Raw genomic sequence first — 17,052 nt, 5'->3', positions numbered from 1 at the left:
AACCTCAGTGTTATTGAGCTGAGGCGACCTCAGGGGCTGAGAGGAATGAGCATGGGAGCCGGACCACCTGGTTGGCCTCAGCCTTCATCCGGGGCTTTGCCGCGCCCCACGAACCGTGCGCTGTCCACGGGGGGCTATGTTATCTCGCTTGGGTTTTTCACAAGAAACGATTTCGAGTTTCAGAAGTTGGCTCGTGACTAATGCGTATTCATGAAAGTTGTTTTGAGGATAATTTATTGTAATTTTTAACGGTGATTGTCTTTCAGGTCGAGTATTTGTGAAATATTTGGCTAAGTATTGATTTTAAATAATATTTCTTGTGTTGATAGTGCTGAAAGGCTTCTCTAGGATACTTGCAGCTGCCGGAATATAGGTATTCCAGCTGGAATGCAGCTAAGAGAGCGAATAAGCAAGTGCGATACGAGCCTGTCGGGCATGGTTCGCCGCCGCTTCAAAAGGCCAAGGGCGAAGCGCAAGCGGTAGAAATCCGCCGTCTGTCCAAGCCGTTCTGGATAACCGTGATCATCAGCGCGGTGAGCCTGATGGCGTTTGTGTCGTTCCTTTCCTGGACCCTTGACCGCAATTCCATCCGATCTTCAGAACATATTTTCACGGCCATGCTTGGCGATCGCTCCGATCATCTGGCGGACATCACGCTTGAGTACGGCTATTGGAACGACGCGGTCGAAAACCTTGTCGAATCCTTTGACATGACCTGGATACGGGAAACCTTTGTCGACTACATGCAGGAAGAACTGCAGATCGACGGGATCCACTTGCTGGATGGCAACAACCAGCCCAAGGTTCATGTGGTGGAAGGCAAGGTCGCCAACACGGACTTGCGGGTTCGCTATGGGCCTTCGATGAGCGTTCTGATTGCCGATGCCCGAAATACGCCGCAGGATGAGGCGCCGGTTCCGGCAACAGGTCTGGTTGGGAACCTTGAGACGCTTTACCTCGCCAGCGCTGTTTTGCTGACGTCCTACACGGAGGACAGCGACACCAGTACCGATCATGTGCTGGTCTTCGCACGGCCTATCAATGCCTCAGTCCTGGCGGATATGGCGGAGAAATATCACTTGCCCGGTCTTGGGTTGGCGCAAATACCCCCGGCCTTCTGGCAGGCTGGATACGACATTGAGACCGTGGACAGGCGGCACCTCGGGTTTTTCGTTTGGAACCCGGAATTGGCCGGATTTCGGATGTTGCCTCTTCTGGCCCTTGGGGTGCTGGCGGTCTATCTCGGCATGTACTTGTCCGCGCGCATGTTCTTCCACCGTGCAACAGATACGGTCCGGGCGCTTGCGGAAGCCAAACACCAGGCGGACAAGGTCAAGGAACTGCTGGCCAATCAGGTCAGGAGCGACCCTCTGACGGGGCTGGGCAACAGGCGATTGCTGGATGAAAAGCTGGCACTCCTGCAGGACGTCAAGCCGTTGGCGGACGGTCACGCGCTGCTCTATGTCGACCTTGATCGGTTCAAGGAAATAAACGACACCTTCGGCCATGAAACAGGGGACCTGGTGCTTTTGCATGTCGCGGAAGCTTTGACCGGCCTTGTCAATGCGGACGACACGGTGGTTCGGCTGGGCGGGGATGAGTTCGTCATTGTGTTCGGCAGGGCACGGCGCGAGCGGGTGCTTTCGGCAAGCCGGGCGATCGTGGAACAGCTCAGCCGGCCGGTGAACCTGGACGGTGCTACCTATACCTTCGGAGCCAGTGTCGGCGTCGCTTTTTCGCACAAGCCTTCGGAATTGCTTCGCCAGGCGGATGTTGCACTTTATTCGGCGAAACGGCGGGGCAGGGCACAGGTCGCGGTCTATTCTTCCGACCTGCTGGATTTCCGGCATGTCCCCATTCAGTCGGCAGCTCAGCCGGGCTGATAGGAAAAGACCGGCCAGAAGGCCGGTCTTGAACGTCAGGAGGCTTTCGCCGGCGGCAATTCGATATCGATGCCGAGCGTGGTGACGTCACCGGTCCTGTCCATTTCGAGACGGACGGAGTCCGGGTCGATCGCAACGCGCTTTGCCACGACGGCCAGGATGTCTTCCCGCAGACTTGAGATCAGGACCGCGTCGGAGCCGTCGTCGGCCCGTTCGTGCGCCAGCAGAATTTGCAGCCGGTTCTTGGCAACAGAGGCACTTTCACCTCTTTTGCCAAAGAGGCTCAGGATGTTCATGCGGCCCTCCCCTTGAAGAACTTGCCGAACAGGCCCTTCTTTTCCTCAGGGATGGTGACCGGGATATTTTCACCCAGCAGACGGCGTACGGCCTCGGTATAGGCCTTTGCGGCAGGCGAATTTTCGTCCGACAGCGTGATCGGCAGTCCGACGTTCGACGCCTTCAGCACGTCCTTGCTTTCCGGCACGACGCCTATAAGTGGAACGGAGAGAATGTCGACGACATCGTCGGTTGCCAGCATGTCACCGGTCTTGGCACGCTCGGTGTCGTAACGGGTGATCATCAGGTGCTTCGGCATCCGACCACCGTCTTCGGCAATCTTGGTCTTCGCGTCGAGCAGGCCGATGATCCGGTCGCAGTCGCGTACGGACGACACTTCCGGGTTGGACACGATGATGGCCTCATCCGCATGGCGCATGGCCAGCGTTGCGCCGCGTTCGATGCCCGCAGGGCTGTCGCAGATCACCCAGTCGAAATACATCCGCAATTCGCTGATGACGCTGGCAACGCCCTCTTCGGTCAATGCGTCCTTGTCCCGGGTCTGGGAGGCCGGCAGCAGGTAGAGGTTGTTCAGCTTCTTGTCGCGCACCAGCGCCTGTTTGATCGAAGCTTCGCCGCGCACCACGTTGACGAGGTCGAACACGACCCGCCGTTCCGCACCCATGATCAGGTCGAGGTTGCGCAGCCCGACGTCGAAGTCGATGGCGCAGACCTGGTAGCCTTCTTTGGCAAGCGCCGAGGCGATAGCTGCGGTGGTGGTGGTTTTGCCCACGCCGCCCTTGCCTGACGTGACCACAACGACAGTAGCGTTGCTCATGGTGTTCGTCCTGTTTTTGTTGTCAGTCCGGCGGCCTTCTGCAGCCGGCCCTGTGGTTAGTTCAGCTCTTCAAAGACGAGGGTCTCGTTTTCGAAGCGGATCTGCGCAGGTGCGTTGCGCAGGGCGCCATCGAAATCGTCCGCGACCTTGTAGAGCCCGTTGATGGAAACCAGCTCCGCATCCAGCTTGGAACAGAAGATACGGGCGCTGTCTTTCCCTGCGACACCGGCCAATGCACGTCCGCGCAGGGCGCCGTAAACGTGTATCGAGCCACCGGCGATTATTTCGGCGCCGGAACTCACGGAGCCGATGACAGTGACGTCGCCTTCCGGATGCAGGATGCTCTGGCCCGAGCGCACCGGTTCGGTAATCACGATGGAAGATCCGCTTGCGATGCTGGCCGGCGAGGTTTCCCACGCTTCCGGTTCGACATCGCTGTCACCGTTTGCCTTGCTCTCCTTGGCTTTGGGCTCAGCGGCTGTCTTCTTGGACTTTGCAGTTGTGTTCCTGGTCGAGCCATCTGCGTCCTTGGCGTCCGGCTTTTCGGTTTCAGAACCGTTTCCAGCCACGGCCGAAGCGTTTGCAGGGGTCGGGACATCCACGTCGGACGCCAGACGGCCACCGGAAAAGCTCGGCGGCATGCCGGCTTTCAGGCGTGTTCCGGCGACACCGTCAATTCCCATCACCCGGATCGAGCGTTCGGCAAGTTCGGCAAGAAGCTGTTCCAGCTCTTCAATCGGAATCTTGGTTCCCCGAACGTCCAGAATAATGGGCCGGTCGATGAAAAATCCCGGTGAGCGTTCGATGATCCGGTCGATTTCACGGAACCAGTCCGCGAAGGGCGGCTCCGGGCTCAGAACGATGGCAATGAAGGATTTTCCCTTGAACTTCATCAAAGAGTCCGGCGGCACAATTGGTCAGGTTGATTTGGTCGGATAAACCTATCATTAACCGAACCGGACAATCGGGCAGGCGACCGTTTTCCACCGATATCAATTTTCATCAGATATTTCAGATAATTGGCTCTTCCACCCAGTGCGCTGGTCAATTGCAATGGGCCACTCTTGCCAAAAATACCAAGAGAACCGCCAAGAATCGCAGCATTGCGTTGCTGCCCGCCTGCTTTGCCGGCGCATTGGTAAACTCAATTCCCGTAAAGAACTGGATTTTTGCCATATTGCAGTGCAAAATGTAGGTTCTGGTGTTTGGGGCGCAGAGCGTCTTGGGGAAAAGAATGAGTAACTTCAGTGATATGATGACATATCTCGGTCTCGATACGAGTGAGGCTGCGATGGTGCTCAATGTATCTGAAGATGAAATTCTTCGCTGGTGCAATACGAGCGAGGCTCCTCCTATCCATATCTGGCAGGGCCTTGTGCGCATGCTCGACGAAATCCGCCTGTCGGCCGAGGAAGCCGCCAAATCGGCCGATCTCGATCATCTGGATGCAACGGACCTCAACCGGATCAACCTGATGGTGCCTGGCGGAACCACGTCGGATCTTGCAGGCCCGAAGCGGGCCGCAACTGCGCTCGCGGTCGCGACACTGGCACGGGTCTTCGTTTGATCTGAACCGAGCCTTCGGTTCGGTTCGCGCCTGCTCAGCCAGGTGCGTTGAGCTGCATCCCGATCTTTTCGGCCAGTGCTTCCGCATCCACCGGCTTGGGCAGCTTCGAAAAACGTTCCGGAAATCTGTCTGAAAACTGGTCGTCCTGTGGCAGATGCCCCGAAACGGCAACGACCCGGCAATCGGGGTGCATATCAAGAGCTTTCGCCACAAGGTCCCAGCCCGAGTGACCATTGTCGAGCTGCAAGTCCGTCACCATGATCGAATAGGGCATGTCGCGGCCAATCCTGACCTTGGCATCCTCAAAACAATGCTCTGTCGTCACCTTGTACCCGAACCTTGTCATGAGGTCCGATATCGCAGCTGCCGACCTCCGGTCGTCATCAACCACAAGAGCGTGCCCGATCCCGTTCCCGGCCACGGTCTCGACAGAATGGGCGGTTTGTCCACGAGGCTGCTGGGGAAAGGTCAACATTACGCAGGTTCCGTGCCCCGGCTGCGATGCAATGTGGATGGTGCCGCCTGACTGGTGCGCGAATCCGTGCACCATGGACAGCCCTAGGCCCGTGCCTTCACCATTCGCGCGGGCGCTGAAGAAAGGCTCTGCGGCCTGGCGCAACGTATCTGCATCCATACCGCAGCCATCATCCTGCACCGATAGCGAGATCGTCCCGTCTGTCTGCCGCGTCACGGCAATTTCGATATGTCCTTCGTCTTCGATGGCCTGACCTGCATTGACGCACAGGTTCAAGATGGCGCTTTCCAGCTGGCCGGGGTCGATCCGCGCATGCATCGGGCCTTCGTCGCACCTGATCGTCAGCGTTACGGTTTCGGGCAGGGCCATCGACAACAGGTCTTCCATGCCTTCCGCAATCACGGCGATATCGGTTTCGATGGGGGCAAGGTGTTGTTTGCGGGCGAAGGCCAGAAGCCTCTCGATCAGCGAAACACCGAGTTCGACGGCGTCATTGATCCTTGCTTTCAGCACGGAGGCCTTGGGGCTAAGCTCGCCCTCCAGCATGTGAAGATTTCCGGAGATCGTGGACAGAATGTTGCCGAAGTCGTGGGCAACTTCGCCTGTCACCTTGCCGAGGCTTTCCACTCGCCGGATTTCTTCCAGCCGTTCGTCGATCCTTTTGCGTTCCGTCGTTTCGGAAAACAGCCAAACCGAGCCGCCGTCGGGCAATGCCGACTGGCGCACTTCCAGCACCCGGCCGGTCGTGTCGGCGTATTCGCCAAATCCGGCGCGGTCGTTTTCGTTGGCACGGCGCTCGAACGGTGACTTTTCCAGAAGTTCCGGCAAAGTCATGCGTTTGCCGCGGCCAGCTCTTTCAAGGCGCAACAACTCTCGGACACGATCATTTTCGGCCAGGATCTGCCCGGTTGGCGACAGGACCGCGACACCGTCGCTTATGTTCTGGAAAACGGTGATGAAAAGCTCGTTTCGGCGCCAGACTTCCCTGGTTTTCCGTTCCAGGCGCAGGGCGTTGGACCGGAACTTGCGGAAGGCTTCGGACAACTGCCCGATTTCGTCCGACGAGCTTGCCTTCTTGGGGAGCCGCGCCTTCAGGTCTCCTGCTGCCAGCCGCCGCATGACTGCGGTGATCTGGTGCAGGTTGCGAACCACGTAGCGGGAGACAAACAGGGCGGAGCCGATGGCAACAATCAGGCTGATGCCGGTCAGGACAAGAATGACGGCCTTTGCAAAGGTAATGCTGGTCGTTGTCTTGTCGCGTGAATCGCGAAGCCGCAGCTTTGTGTCCGTCACCTTCTGAAGGGCGTAGGCGTTCACCTGCGCGAGCTCCGTGCGAATGCGGAAGAGCGCGTTTTCGGCATCGAGCTTGGCGGCGAGGCTGGCATAACGCAGCGAGAACAGGTCGCCCCGCCGCATCACGGCGTCATCGACCTCGGCCAAGGCGGCGCGTACGGCGGCAGGGGCATTGGAAGCAATGTCCTGACGGATACGCCGGAAGCTGCTTTGCTGCTCGCCGACCTTGATCAGCTCCTGACTGCGCAACGCACCGATGGCCGCCATGACCAGTTGCTGCAGGGCTGACCAGTCCTGACGGTCCTCAGGCGATTGGTCCCGAGACTGTGCGAGCCTCCTGAAGCGTTTTTGAAGGCGCTCCAGATCCTGATCGATCAATGCGAGTTCTGCAGCGTTCCTGCCTTGCGGAACCATTGCGCGGGCCAGATCGGTGATCGCGACCCGGATGCGGGCAAGAGGCCTGATGAGGTCGGGATCGCCACCACCCAGTGTCTCGATGTGATCAAGCGTTGCGAGAATTCGTTCGGCCTCGCTTTCCAGTTGGAAGCTGGGGCTGAGCGTCATCAGAAAGGGCGCGGAGGCGGCCAGTTTCGAAGCGTTGCCGGAAAGTTCCAGGGCGTCGGAAACGTCGCTCAAGGTCTGGTCGTGAAATGTGCCGAGCTGCTCTTCGGCGCTGTTGAGAGTGATGAGGGCAATGGCCCCGACAACCATGACCACGACAAGAAGCAGGCCGATGGAGGAAAGCAGCAGCGAGCGGATGCTGGGCTGGCGGAGCCGGGGCGTGCTCATGGTCCGTCCGCCTGCAGGACGAAGATGTATCCCTGTGCGCGGCGGGTCTGCAGATGAACGGGCTTGGACGGAACATTCTCGATCTTGCGGCGCAGCCTCAGGATCAGGACATCGATGGTCCGGTCGACATAGCGCTGCATGTCGCTGCCGATCTCGCGCATCAGGTCCGTGCGGGGAATGATCCGGTCCGGGTTCTTCACGAAATATTCCAGGAGGACATATTCCGCATTGGTCAGCGGGATCTCGTCGCCGTTACCGTCAAGCAGTTCCCTGCGTTTCAGGTTCACCCTCTTGTCGCCGAAGATGATCTCCTGATCCTTGCCGGCTTTCGCAGCTGAAACGCCATGCCCGTAGCGTCGCAGAACCGCGCGGATGCGGGCGACGAGTTCGCGCGGATTGAACGGCTTCATCAGGTAGTCGTCAGCGCCTGTCTCAAGGCCGATGATCTTGTCGATCTCGTCGCCCACACCGGTCAGCATGACGATTGGAAGCTCGCTGGTTTCGCGAATGTGAATGGCAAGGGTCAGACCGGATTCGCCCTTGAGGCGCAGGTCAATCAGCGCGAGGTCGAAATCCTGGGGACTGCCGGCCGCCTTGAAGCCGTCGCTGTCCTGAAACGCAACCGGTTCAAACCCGCTTGCCTCCATGAGAGCAGACAGGGTTTCGCGCACATCCGCGTCATCATCGATGATGGCAATCACCGGTCTTGTCGCGCTTGCATCCATGCCGTCGCTCTCTTGCACCTTCATGAGCTGTCTAACACAAGGACCAGGTTGCGAGACCAGAATCTCGTTACAATTGTTTCACCCGCCCATGGGCGGTTGTAACACTGTTAACAAAATAGGGCTGTCCAACAGCTTCTGTTAACACTTCGCCGCTCGTTTTCCCTCGCCACATCCCGCTAGGCTGAAGTCGATCTTTCAAGAGCCTTGCGGTGCGATGCGCTGTGAGGCGCGAGTGATCTGTAATGGGAGGAAAATATGAGAAATATGCTGGCCCGGCTCGGTTCCGTGGCTTTTGTGACCGGTTTTGCCCTTTCGTCCGCTTATGCAGCTGAATGCGCGAACCAGGGTGCACTTGATAGCATCTATTGCGATGCCAATGGCGATCTTGTCGCCGATGCCCCGTCCGATCCGGCCAAACTGAGCAACCCGGACACGCTCGTCTTCGCCTATACACCGGTTGAAGATCCGGCCGTTTACGCCGACATCTGGGCACCTTTCATCGAGCATCTGGAAACCGTTACCGGCAAGGACGTGCAGTTCTTCGCCGTGCAGTCGAATTCGGCTGAAGTGGAAGCCATGCGGTCCGGCCGTCTGCATATCGCGGGCTTCTCGACCGGCCCGACGCCTTTTGCCGTCAATCTCGCCGGTGCCGTGCCGTTTGCGATCATGGGCAGCGAAGACGGTCAGTTCGGCTACCGCCTTCAGATCTACACCCAAGCCGACAGCGATATCAAAACGCCTGCCGATATGAAGGGCAAGCGCATCGCACACACGTCTCCGACGTCCAACTCGGGCAACCAGGCGCCGCGGGCCCTGTTCCCGGACCTCGGTGTCGTGCCGGATCAGGACTATGAAGTCATCTATTCCGGATCCCATGACCAGTCGATGCTGGGTGTGGTTGCCGGCGACTATGACGCCGCACCGGTCGCTTCCGAAGTTGTTGACCGCATGGCGGAACGTGGCCTTTACGATCCGGAGGAAGTGCGCATTGTCTGGGAAAGCGATCCGTTCCCGACAACCTCCTTCAACTATGCCCACGACCTAGACCCGGCCCTCGTTGAAAAAATCAAGGAAGCGTTCTTCAGCTTCGACTTCAAGGGCAACAAACTGGGTGAGGAATTCGAAGGCGTAAGCAAGTTCGTCCCCATCACCTACAAGGATCAGTGGGCTGTCATCCGGCAGATCCAGGCCAGCAACGGTGTTGAATACACGCCGCAAGGTCTTGCCAAGTAAGACAACTGGCTTTGACGGCCCGCCGTGAGTTGAACTCCGGCGGGCCGGTTCAATCGAGGTAAAACATGCTAAAGATAACAAGCCTTGTGAAACGTTACGGGGCCGGGGATCCTGTGCTCAAAGACCTGGACCTCGAGGTTCCCGGTGAAGAGGTCGTCTCCGTGATCGGCTCTTCGGGGGCAGGCAAGAGTACACTGCTTCGCTGCATCAACCGGCTGGTCGAGCCGACCTCCGGCAAGATCTTCCTGAATGGCACCGATTTCACCAGCCTGGGCAAGCGCGAGCTGCGCGTCGGCCGCCGCCGCATCGGCATGGTGTTCCAGAGCTTCAATCTGGTTGACCGCCTGACCGTGATGGAAAATGTCCAGAGCGGGCGCCTCGGTTACATCTCGACCTGGGCAGCGCTTTCGAGACGTTACCCCAAGGAAGACATCCGCAGGGCCTATGAGCTCATGGAGCGGGTCGGGATCGCCCATTACGCCAACAAGCGTGCGGACGAACTTTCAGGCGGCGAACGCCAGCGTGTCGGCGTTATCCGGGCGCTGATGCAGCAACCTGAAATCCTCCTGGCCGACGAACCGACAGCCTCTCTCGACCCGAAGACCTCGGAACAGATCATGACGCTGCTGCGGGATCTTGCGCGCGAACTGAAGCTTCCGGTGATCATCAACATTCACAACGTCAATGAAGCCAAGGAATTCAGCGACCGTATCGTCGGTATGCGCTATGGGCGGATCATTTTCGACGATCTGCCGGATGCCCTGACGAAGGACGCGATGCACGAGATCTATGCCGGTGTTCCTCACGAAGACCGGCAGATGGAAGGCGCTGCGGCATGAGTACGGCGAGGGATACCTGGCGCAAGCAGCCCTTCATCGCCAACCCGCTATTGCGCTACGGCCTTTATGTCGCAATAGCGGTCTATATCGTGACCACCTTTGCGACGCTGCCGATCGACTGGGACCGCATGATGCAAGGCTTGAGCCGTGCAGGGCGGATCTTCGGCGGGGCCTTCCCGCCCAGCTTCCAGCGTAGCGAGTTGCTCATCGACGGGTTTATGGAAAGCCTGAAGATCGCGATCCTTGCAACTGTCGGCGGCATCTTGCTGTCGATCCCGATCGCCTTCATGGCGGCCAGGAATATCGCACCGCTCCCGATCTATTATTTTGGCCGGGCGGTCATCATCATCGCACGCAGCTTCCATCCGGTAATTGTCGCCATCATCTTCGTGAAAGCGGTCGGTTTTGGTCCCTTCGCGGGTGTCCTGACGCTGATCGTCTACTCCATCGGCTTTGTTGCCAAGCTGCTGGCGGAAAAGATCGAGGAAATCGATCCAGGGCCCGTCGAAGCCATGAAGGCAGCGGGCGCACCGTTCCTGTCGACACTGGTTTACGCGGTGTTCCCGCAGATCATGCAGCGCCAGATCGGCCTCGGCATCTATCAGCTCGACAGTAACCTGAGAGCCTCGGCGGTCGTCGGTATCGTTGGCGCGGGCGGCATCGGCGCCACCCTGGCGAATGCCTTCGGGCGCTACGACTACGACTTCGCCCTGGCCATCACCATGGTCATCGTGGGTGCCATCCTGATTTCCGAAGCCGTCAGCGGTGCAATCAGAAAGCGGATCGCATAATGGAACAGGTACAGCTCCAAGACTGGGCGCGTTACACGCCGGCCCAACGGTTTCAGCGCTACGGCTACTTTGCCCTGACCGCACTCGTCGTTGCCTGGGCCCTCGGCAGCGTCAACATCATCTGGGCCTGGGTGTGGGACGCGCCGACCCAGATGGGCGATCTTTTCAGCCGCATGGTGCCTCCAGACCCTACCCACCTCGACCAGATTCTGAGTGCGTTGTGGGAGACGGTAAACCTTGCCACAATCGCCACGGCTATGGCGGTCGTGCTGGCTCTGCCGGTGGCCTATATCGCCGCGCAGAACACCACGCCGAACGCACTGACGCTCTGGCTTGGCCGGTTCATCCTGGTCTCGTCGCGTTCGGTGAACACCATCATCTGGGCCCTGTTGTTCGTGGCAATCTTCGGCCCGGGTGTGGTTGCCGGCATCGTTGCAATCATGTTCCGTTCCATCGGCTTCCTGGGCAAACTTCTGGGCGAAGCCATCGAGGAAATCGATCCGAAACCGGTCGAGGCGCTGAAGGCGTGCGGCGCAAGCCATTTCAAGGTGGTGCTCTATGCCATCGTCCCCCAGGTCATGCCGACCTTCTTTGCGGTGACTATCCTGCGCTGGGACATCAACCTGCGGGAATCCACGGTTCTCGGGCTGGTCGGGGCAGGGGGCATTGGTGTGATCCTGCAAGGGGCCATCGATACCTTCAACTGGCAGGAAGTCTCCATGGTGCTCCTGGCCATCATCGCCCTGGTGGTGGTGGGTGAGGTCGTATCGTCCTACCTGCGGCGCAAGATCCTCTGAAAAGAGCCGGAACCGGTTGCCAGGATTGAAAAGCCGTTCTGGCGAACTGAAAAAGATGGCGCGGCAGCGGGAAACCTCTGCCGCGCCATTTGCTTTGTGGAAACTCTTGGTCATTTGGTCCGAAACCCGTCTGAAACGAAGCGGCCTTTCTTGAACTTTTCTTCGTTTCAGTGATGATCGAAACAAGACATTGCCACCAACCGCTGATTTGCCATCACCGCTCGGCTGACGAAACAAGACGTCACGTCCGGAACCAGCCCAGCAACCGTCCGGTTTCTGCGGGCGGCCATCACACCATTAAGGCCCGGCCTATGACTGAATCGCTCAAGGGACTTGCCGCCGCGCTTCTCGCATTTGCCCTGTTTTCCACGCATGACGCCATCATCAAGGAACTCGGTGGCAGCTATCCGGTCTTTCAGATCATCTTCTTCACGATGCTTTTTGCCTTCGTGCCGATGTCGATGATGATGCTGGCGGACAAGGCGGTCGACAATTTCCGCCCAAGACACCCCTGGCTGGTGCTGTCGCGGGCAGGCCTGGCCATTATCGCCATGTCCTGCGGGTTCTACGCCTTTACGGCGCTGCCGCTGGCCGAGGTCTATGCCTTGCTGTTTGCCATGCCGCTTCTGATCACCGCCTTGTCCGTACCGCTGCTTGGTGAGACCGTGCGGGCGCAGCGCTGGGCTGCCGTGATCGTCGGTTTGATCGGCGTTCTAATCGTTTTACGTCCCGGCGTGACGGAGCTGACCCTCGGCCATGCAGCCGCCCTGACAGCGGCCTTCGCCAATTCGCTTTCCACCATTCTGGTGCGTAAACTCGGCGGCAAGGAACGCCCGGCCGTCCTGATCCTCTACCCGATGATCCTGTCGATGATGGCCATGTCGATGACGCTGCCTGTCTTCTATGTGCCGGTGGAGCTTCTCGACCTCGGACTTATGGCGGCGATCGGCTTTCTCTCGGTCATTGCCCAGTTCCTGACGATCTCCGCCTACAAGGCTGCGCCGGCCGCGGTCGTGGCACCGCTGCAATACAGCCAGATCCTCTGGGCAAGCCTGTTCGGCATGCTGTTCTTTTCCGAAACACCGGATTTCTACGTCGGCCTCGGCTCTGCAGTCATCATTGCCTCGGGTATCTTCGTCGTGTGGCGTGAGAGCCGGGAGAATGTCTCTGTACAGACCCCGGTCCTGAAAACCGCCAACCCGCGTTTCGATACGGGCCCGCAGCCGAAGTAGGGGGCGAGGGAGACTGGCTCCCAACTGGCGGCTATCCGGACTTCCCACAATACGACAGCCTCATCCTGAGGAAGCGCGTGAGCGCTGTCTCGAAGGATGGGCCGCTTGCTCCTGAGTATGTCGCCCATCCTTCGAGACACGCAGAAATGCGCTCCTCAGGATGAGGCCGTGGGGAAGGCGGGCGAAGGCCCCCTTGCACCGAAGGGATGAGCTAGGTTCTCGCCTCAGGCCAAACATTCCTCAGTCCAGCCGTTTCTTGAAGCGGAAAGCGGCGACGATCATGCCCAGAACGAAGAACCCGCACATCCAGAGCACGTCGCGGTGCAGCTCCAGCAGTCCGGCGTCCCGCAGGACGAACCCTCTGATCATGCGCATGAAATGGGTCGCCGGAAACGCCTCGGCAATATACTGCGCGATCACCGGCATGCCTTCATAGGGAAACATGAAGCCGGACAGCAGGATGGACGGCAGCAGCACGAACACCGTCATCTGGGTTGCCTGCAACTGGCTCTGGGCGATGGTCGACAGCACCAGGCCCAGTGACAGACTGGCTCCGATGAAAAGCAATGTGCCGACAAAGAGATCGAATATCTTGTCGCCGAAAGGCACGTTGAACAGCAGGTGTCCGAGCCCGAGGATGATCACCGTCTGCAATAGGCCGATGAAGATGTAGGGAATGATCTTGCCGATCATCAGCTCGATCGGCCGCACCGGTGTGTTGATCAGCATTTCCATGTTGCCGCGCTCGCGTTCGCGCACGATTGCCGCCGATGTGAACATGATCATGGTCATGGTCAGGATGATGCCGACCAGGCCGGGCACGATGTTGATGGCGGTACGCTGTTCCGGGTTGAAAAACAGGGCCACCTCGAAGGTCGGCGTCGACCGGTTCGGGGCCTGACGGTTCAATTCTGCCAGCGGCATGTTGCGCAGCGACTTGATGGCGCCTGCGATCATGGTGTCGGAGCCGTCGACGATCCACTGGGCAACAGGGCGGCTGGTTTCTTCGTCGGTGGAAGGCGGCGTGCCCAGGTTGGCGGCGGGCGAGCGGGCGACCCTCTGGGAGAGGTCGTCCGGCAGAATGAAGGCGGCGCGCACGCGCGCGGCCTTGATCGCGGTTTCCGCTTCCTCGATGCTGATCAGGCGTTCGGTCACCTTTACGACACGGGTCGCTTCCACCATCTGGATCAGGATCCGGCTCAGCCCGGTCTGGCTGTGATCGACGACAGCTACGGGAATATCACGAATGTTGGTGTTGATGGCGTAGCCGAACAGGATCAGCTGGATCAACGGGATCATGATGACCATGCCGAAGGTCATCCGATCCCGGCGCAGCTGGCTGAGCTCCTTGAAGAAGATGGCCGATATCCGTGAAAGGGGTCTGATCATTGTCGGCCTTCTCCCGTTGCCGTCACGAAGACATCTTCCAGGTTCGGGCGCACCTTTTCGATCAACGTGGCACCGTTGGTCTCGTCCTTGTTTTTCAGGAACGCTTCGGGATCGGCAATGTCGTCCCGCACCAGAACACGCAGGCGTGCACCCAGCTGCGCGGCGGTGATGATGCCTTCCGTTCCCAGCAGCCGGCGGCGGATTTCGCGCAGGTTGGGGCCCTCGATTTCCACGACATTGGCACCCATTGCCGCCATCAGGTCCTTCGGTGCCCCGTCAGCACGTTTCTGGCCTGCTTCCATGATTGCAATCTTGTGGCAGCGTTCCGCCTCGTCCATGAAATGCGTGGTCACGACAATGGACGTTCCGCCATCGACCAGGTCGAACAGCTGTTCCCAGAAATGGCGACGCGACTCCGGATCCACGGCCGAGGTCGGTTCGTCCAGAAACAGAAGCTGCGGTTCGTGCAGAACCGCGGTTGCCAGCGCCAGGCGCTGGCGTTGCCCGCCGGACATCTTGCCTGCGAACCGGTCACCCAGCTCGCTCAATTCATATCGCTCCATGACCTCGGCAATGCGCTGCTTCTTCCGCTTCGATGGCAGGCCGTAGATCGTTGCCATGAAGTTGAGGTTCTCCAGAACCGTCAGATCGCCGTAGAGCGAAAAGGCCTGGGTCATGTAGCCGATCTTGTATTTCAGGGTCTCGGCATCCTTGGGGACGGAAAGCCCCAGCACTTCGACGGTGCCTTCGGTCGGCGTGAGAAGGCCCGTCAGCATGCGCATGGCCGTGGTCTTGCCGCAGCCGTTGGGGCCAAGAAAGCCATAGATCATGCCACGCTCGATGGTCAGATCCAGCCCGTCGACCGCCCGGAACCCCTTGAAGCTTTTCACCAGGCCCTCGGCCCGGATCACGATGTCGCCGTCGTTTGAACTCACGGCAGAACAACCTGGGCCGGAACGCCGTTTGGCAGGTCGTTGGCGCTGTCGGGCAACTGCACTTCGGCGACATACATCAATCGGGCGCGCTCGGATTGATTGAGCGCGTAATAGGGCGTGAAGGAAGCTTCGGAGCTGATCCAGCGCACAGTGCCTTCGATCGGCTTGTCGAGGCCGTCAATTCGCACCTCCAGCTTGTCGCCCTGCTTGACCTTTACCCGGTGCGGTTCGGGAACATAGACGCGGGCATAGGGTGCATCGCCGGCCAGCATCACAACGACCGGACTGCCGACCGTCACTCGTTCCCCAAGGTTCCAGGGAAGGTTGTCGAGCGTGCCATCACGCGAGGCGGTGATGGTCAGATCGGACAGGATCTTTTCCTGGGTGGCGAGGCTTGCCTGGGCGGCCTCCAGTTCGGCCTTGGCTATGTCGAGGTCTTCCGGTCTAGTGCCGGCGACAAGCTCCTTCAGTTGTTCCTGCGCACTTTTCAGGGTCGCGTCGGCTGCATCGCGCGCAGCCTTGGCACTGTCGAGCTGTGCCTGGCTTGTGGTGCCGCGTCCGGTCAGGTCGTCGTAGCGCCCGAACGAAGCCTGTGCATCTTCCAGCTCTGCTTTCGCACCCGCTACGGCCGCGCGGGCCTTGGCTATCTCCTCGTCGCGGGCGCCGTTTTCAAGCTTCACGAGATTGGCCTTGGCCTTCTGCACCTCTGCCTTCGCCTGGGCGACGATGGCCTGCTGTTCGGCCGGGTCCAGTTGAGCCAGCACGGTGCCCTTCTTGACGAAGGTTCCTTGTGGCACAGGCAACTCGACCAGAACCTCATTTGCTGTTGCGGTCAGTGCGACCCTGTCTCGCTCGAGGTTTCCAAGGGCAACATTCCCATCTTCACCGTAACAACCGGCAGCAAACAGGCACACGGTGGCTGCGAGGACACTGCGCAGACGGGGTGTAGACATGAATTCCTCCCTATGGATCAAGGGTATGCGGCAAGAAGGGTATCGCCTTGCCGCCACCATAGCCTGCTTCGCGGGCCTGTGCCATGGCTGGTTGAGGCCGGTTCGGACCTGCCGTCTTCGGGGCAATGCCGTGCGTCAACACCGGGCATCAACACCGGGCATGTCAAGCAGGAGGGTGCAGGTCCGGTCTTCTGCAAGCGATACGAAAAAGGCCGCGGTTTGAGCCGCAGCCTTTCTTGCAAAAACGACAGGAACGAACGCCGTCAACTCGCCCGCTTGAACACGTTGTACCAGCGCTTCCTGGGAACGGTGATAGCCCGTTCGAGGATTTCCGCAGCATAAAGCGAAGCGTTTTCCCGGGCCTTGCCGACACCGGAGACCAGCGACGTGTCGAGGCCGGAGAGGCCGCCGCCGAATTCGAAGAGATCGCGGAACGCGGCGCGTTCCACAATCGGGGTCATAAGAACGTCGATATTCTGGGCGGAAAGGAAGTCCTGGACCGCCTTCATGGCACGCGTTGTCACCGCGGCATTGGTACGGGTCAGAACCACGCAATGCTTGATGTCGTGGCGGACAATCTTTTCCAGCTTCTTGATCAGGGTCAGGATTTTGGCGCCACCGCGCGCATCCATCGAAGACCCCTGGATCGGCACGACCACAAGGTCGGACACTGAAAGTGCGTTGGCGACGATGAGGTTTTCGGTTCCTTCAAGATCGACAATCACATAGTCGGACGTTTCGGCGGCAAGTGTGATCTGCTCTGTAATGGAGGCCGGCGAAATTTCGCTGACGACGTTGATGCCCGGGCTCTTGCGTGGCAACTCGTACCACTTCGAGATCCATTTCTGCGGGTCCGCATCAAAGATGGTGACACGCTTTCCCCGTGCTGCGACTTCTGTCGCCAGCAGCAGAGCCGCCGTGGTTTTTCCGGCGCCGCCCTTTGCGTTTGCGAAGGAAATGACTGGCATCTGGCTTCTCCTGACCTTGCCGAGCATTGTCTGGAGCAACTTGCGTCTGCGAGCGCATGCCGAAAGCTG

Annotated in this window: 16 protein-coding genes; 7 read left to right on the top strand and 9 right to left on the bottom strand. The window is 59.2% G+C overall.

Going from position 1 to position 17,052, the window contains the following annotated elements; genetic code table 11:
- Nucleotides 1-413 precede the first annotated feature (413 nt).
- Nucleotides 414-1,883 carry a diguanylate cyclase gene (locus HCG46_RS08440; RefSeq protein WP_023000011.1) on the top strand — a complete coding sequence of 490 codons (1,470 nt, stop codon included), beginning with the start codon at nt 414-416 and terminating at the stop codon, nt 1,881-1,883.
- Nucleotides 1,884-1,918: 35 nt separating this feature from the next.
- On the opposite strand, the gene minE is transcribed toward HCG46_RS08440, so the two are convergent.
- From minE to minC, 3 genes are read right to left on the bottom strand one after another with little or no spacing between them, the layout of a single operon-like run.
- Entirely contained in the window at nt 1,919-2,179 is a 261-nt protein-coding gene (gene minE, locus HCG46_RS08435) for a cell division topological specificity factor MinE (protein ID WP_023000012.1), read from the bottom strand.
- Nucleotides 2,176-2,997, bottom strand: coding sequence for a septum site-determining protein MinD (minD, locus tag HCG46_RS08430; protein ID WP_006939389.1), 822 nt, complete (start codon nt 2,995-2,997; stop codon nt 2,176-2,178). Before minD ends, minE begins: the two co-directional genes overlap by 4 nt.
- Nucleotides 2,998-3,053: 56 nt before the next feature.
- Nucleotides 3,054-3,890 (bottom strand): septum site-determining protein MinC, encoded by an 837-nt coding sequence (minC, locus tag HCG46_RS08425; protein ID WP_075281219.1) that lies wholly within the window; start codon nt 3,888-3,890, stop codon nt 3,054-3,056.
- A gap of 341 nt (nt 3,891-4,231) precedes the next feature.
- On the opposite strand from minC, the gene HCG46_RS08420 reads away from it, so the two are divergent.
- Nucleotides 4,232-4,564, top strand: a complete 333-nt coding sequence (locus HCG46_RS08420) for a hypothetical protein (RefSeq protein ID WP_139314017.1) — start codon at nt 4,232-4,234, stop codon at nt 4,562-4,564.
- Between the two features lie 34 nt (nt 4,565-4,598).
- Here the strand turns inward: HCG46_RS08420 and HCG46_RS08415 are convergent, their stop codons facing one another.
- A complete protein-coding gene (locus HCG46_RS08415) occupies nt 4,599-7,121 on the bottom strand; it encodes an ATP-binding protein (RefSeq protein ID WP_168685720.1) in 2,523 nt (840 codons plus the stop codon).
- Nucleotides 7,118-7,870 (bottom strand): response regulator transcription factor, encoded by a 753-nt coding sequence (locus tag HCG46_RS08410; protein ID WP_023000016.1) that lies wholly within the window; start codon nt 7,868-7,870, stop codon nt 7,118-7,120. The genes HCG46_RS08415 and HCG46_RS08410 overlap by 4 nt, the downstream gene beginning before the upstream one ends.
- Nucleotides 7,871-8,101: 231 nt before the next feature.
- On the opposite strand from HCG46_RS08410, the gene phnD reads away from it, so the two are divergent.
- The 5 genes from phnD (at nt 8,102) to HCG46_RS08385 (ending at nt 12,738) form a co-directional block, all read left to right on the top strand.
- Nucleotides 8,102-9,079 (top strand): phosphate/phosphite/phosphonate ABC transporter substrate-binding protein, encoded by a 978-nt coding sequence (gene phnD / locus HCG46_RS08405; protein WP_208984471.1) that lies wholly within the window; start codon nt 8,102-8,104, stop codon nt 9,077-9,079.
- Between the two features lie 65 nt (nt 9,080-9,144).
- Nucleotides 9,145-9,918 (top strand): phosphonate ABC transporter ATP-binding protein, encoded by a 774-nt coding sequence (phnC, locus tag HCG46_RS08400; RefSeq protein WP_006939395.1) that lies wholly within the window; start codon nt 9,145-9,147, stop codon nt 9,916-9,918.
- Entirely contained in the window at nt 9,915-10,709 is a 795-nt protein-coding gene (phnE, locus tag HCG46_RS08395; protein ID WP_023000018.1) for a phosphonate ABC transporter, permease protein PhnE, read from the top strand. Before phnC ends, phnE (HCG46_RS08395) begins: the two co-directional genes overlap by 4 nt.
- Nucleotides 10,709-11,506: a phosphonate ABC transporter, permease protein PhnE gene (phnE, locus tag HCG46_RS08390; RefSeq protein WP_023000019.1), complete on the top strand. Its 798-nt coding sequence runs from the start codon at nt 10,709-10,711 to the stop codon at nt 11,504-11,506. The genes phnE (HCG46_RS08395) and phnE (HCG46_RS08390) overlap by 1 nt, the downstream gene beginning before the upstream one ends.
- A gap of 311 nt (nt 11,507-11,817) precedes the next feature.
- Nucleotides 11,818-12,738: a DMT family transporter gene (locus HCG46_RS08385; protein ID WP_023000020.1), complete on the top strand. Its 921-nt coding sequence runs from the start codon at nt 11,818-11,820 to the stop codon at nt 12,736-12,738.
- 240 nt (nt 12,739-12,978) lie between these two features.
- Here the strand turns inward: HCG46_RS08385 and HCG46_RS08380 are convergent, their stop codons facing one another.
- From HCG46_RS08380 to HCG46_RS08365, 4 genes are all read right to left on the bottom strand, one after another.
- Nucleotides 12,979-14,127 (bottom strand): ABC transporter permease, encoded by a 1,149-nt coding sequence (locus tag HCG46_RS08380; protein ID WP_168685718.1) that lies wholly within the window; start codon nt 14,125-14,127, stop codon nt 12,979-12,981.
- Nucleotides 14,124-15,062, bottom strand: coding sequence for an ABC transporter ATP-binding protein (locus HCG46_RS08375; protein ID WP_023000022.1), 939 nt, complete (start codon nt 15,060-15,062; stop codon nt 14,124-14,126). The genes HCG46_RS08380 and HCG46_RS08375 overlap by 4 nt, the downstream gene beginning before the upstream one ends.
- Nucleotides 15,059-16,015: an HlyD family efflux transporter periplasmic adaptor subunit gene (locus tag HCG46_RS08370; protein WP_023000023.1), complete on the bottom strand. Its 957-nt coding sequence runs from the start codon at nt 16,013-16,015 to the stop codon at nt 15,059-15,061. Before HCG46_RS08370 ends, HCG46_RS08375 begins: the two co-directional genes overlap by 4 nt.
- A gap of 263 nt (nt 16,016-16,278) precedes the next feature.
- Complete coding sequence (locus HCG46_RS08365) at nt 16,279-16,983, bottom strand: ParA family protein (protein ID WP_035908315.1); 705 nt, start codon at nt 16,981-16,983, stop codon at nt 16,279-16,281.
- Nucleotides 16,984-17,052: the final 69 nt, after the last annotated feature.

Source organism: Labrenzia sp. PO1, assembly GCF_012273635.1.
GTDB lineage: Bacteria > Pseudomonadota > Alphaproteobacteria > Rhizobiales > Stappiaceae > Roseibium > Roseibium algicola.
Note: the sequence above shows the minus strand (reverse complement) of the source record. Positions and strands in the feature narration are given on the sequence as shown.

Coding starts and splice junctions, on each gene's coding strand:
- HCG46_RS08370 (WP_023000023.1), bottom strand. CDS start 16,015: ATGTCTACACCCCGTCTGCGCAGTGTCCTCGCAGCCACCGTGTGCCTG.
- HCG46_RS08365 (WP_035908315.1), bottom strand. CDS start 16,983: ATGCCAGTCATTTCCTTCGCAAACGCAAAGGGCGGCGCCGGAAAAACC.
- phnE (WP_023000018.1), top strand. CDS start 9,915: ATGAGTACGGCGAGGGATACCTGGCGCAAGCAGCCCTTCATCGCCAAC.
- HCG46_RS08380 (WP_168685718.1), bottom strand. CDS start 14,127: ATGATCAGACCCCTTTCACGGATATCGGCCATCTTCTTCAAGGAGCTC.
- phnD (WP_208984471.1), top strand. CDS start 8,102: ATGAGAAATATGCTGGCCCGGCTCGGTTCCGTGGCTTTTGTGACCGGT.
- HCG46_RS08410 (WP_023000016.1), bottom strand. CDS start 7,870: ATGAAGGTGCAAGAGAGCGACGGCATGGATGCAAGCGCGACAAGACCG.
- HCG46_RS08385 (WP_023000020.1), top strand. CDS start 11,818: ATGACTGAATCGCTCAAGGGACTTGCCGCCGCGCTTCTCGCATTTGCC.
- minE (WP_023000012.1), bottom strand. CDS start 2,179: ATGAACATCCTGAGCCTCTTTGGCAAAAGAGGTGAAAGTGCCTCTGTT.
- minC (WP_075281219.1), bottom strand. CDS start 3,890: ATGAAGTTCAAGGGAAAATCCTTCATTGCCATCGTTCTGAGCCCGGAG.
- phnC (WP_006939395.1), top strand. CDS start 9,145: ATGCTAAAGATAACAAGCCTTGTGAAACGTTACGGGGCCGGGGATCCT.
- minD (WP_006939389.1), bottom strand. CDS start 2,997: ATGAGCAACGCTACTGTCGTTGTGGTCACGTCAGGCAAGGGCGGCGTG.
- HCG46_RS08415 (WP_168685720.1), bottom strand. CDS start 7,121: ATGAGCACGCCCCGGCTCCGCCAGCCCAGCATCCGCTCGCTGCTGCTT.
- phnE (WP_023000019.1), top strand. CDS start 10,709: ATGGAACAGGTACAGCTCCAAGACTGGGCGCGTTACACGCCGGCCCAA.
- HCG46_RS08420 (WP_139314017.1), top strand. CDS start 4,232: ATGAGTAACTTCAGTGATATGATGACATATCTCGGTCTCGATACGAGT.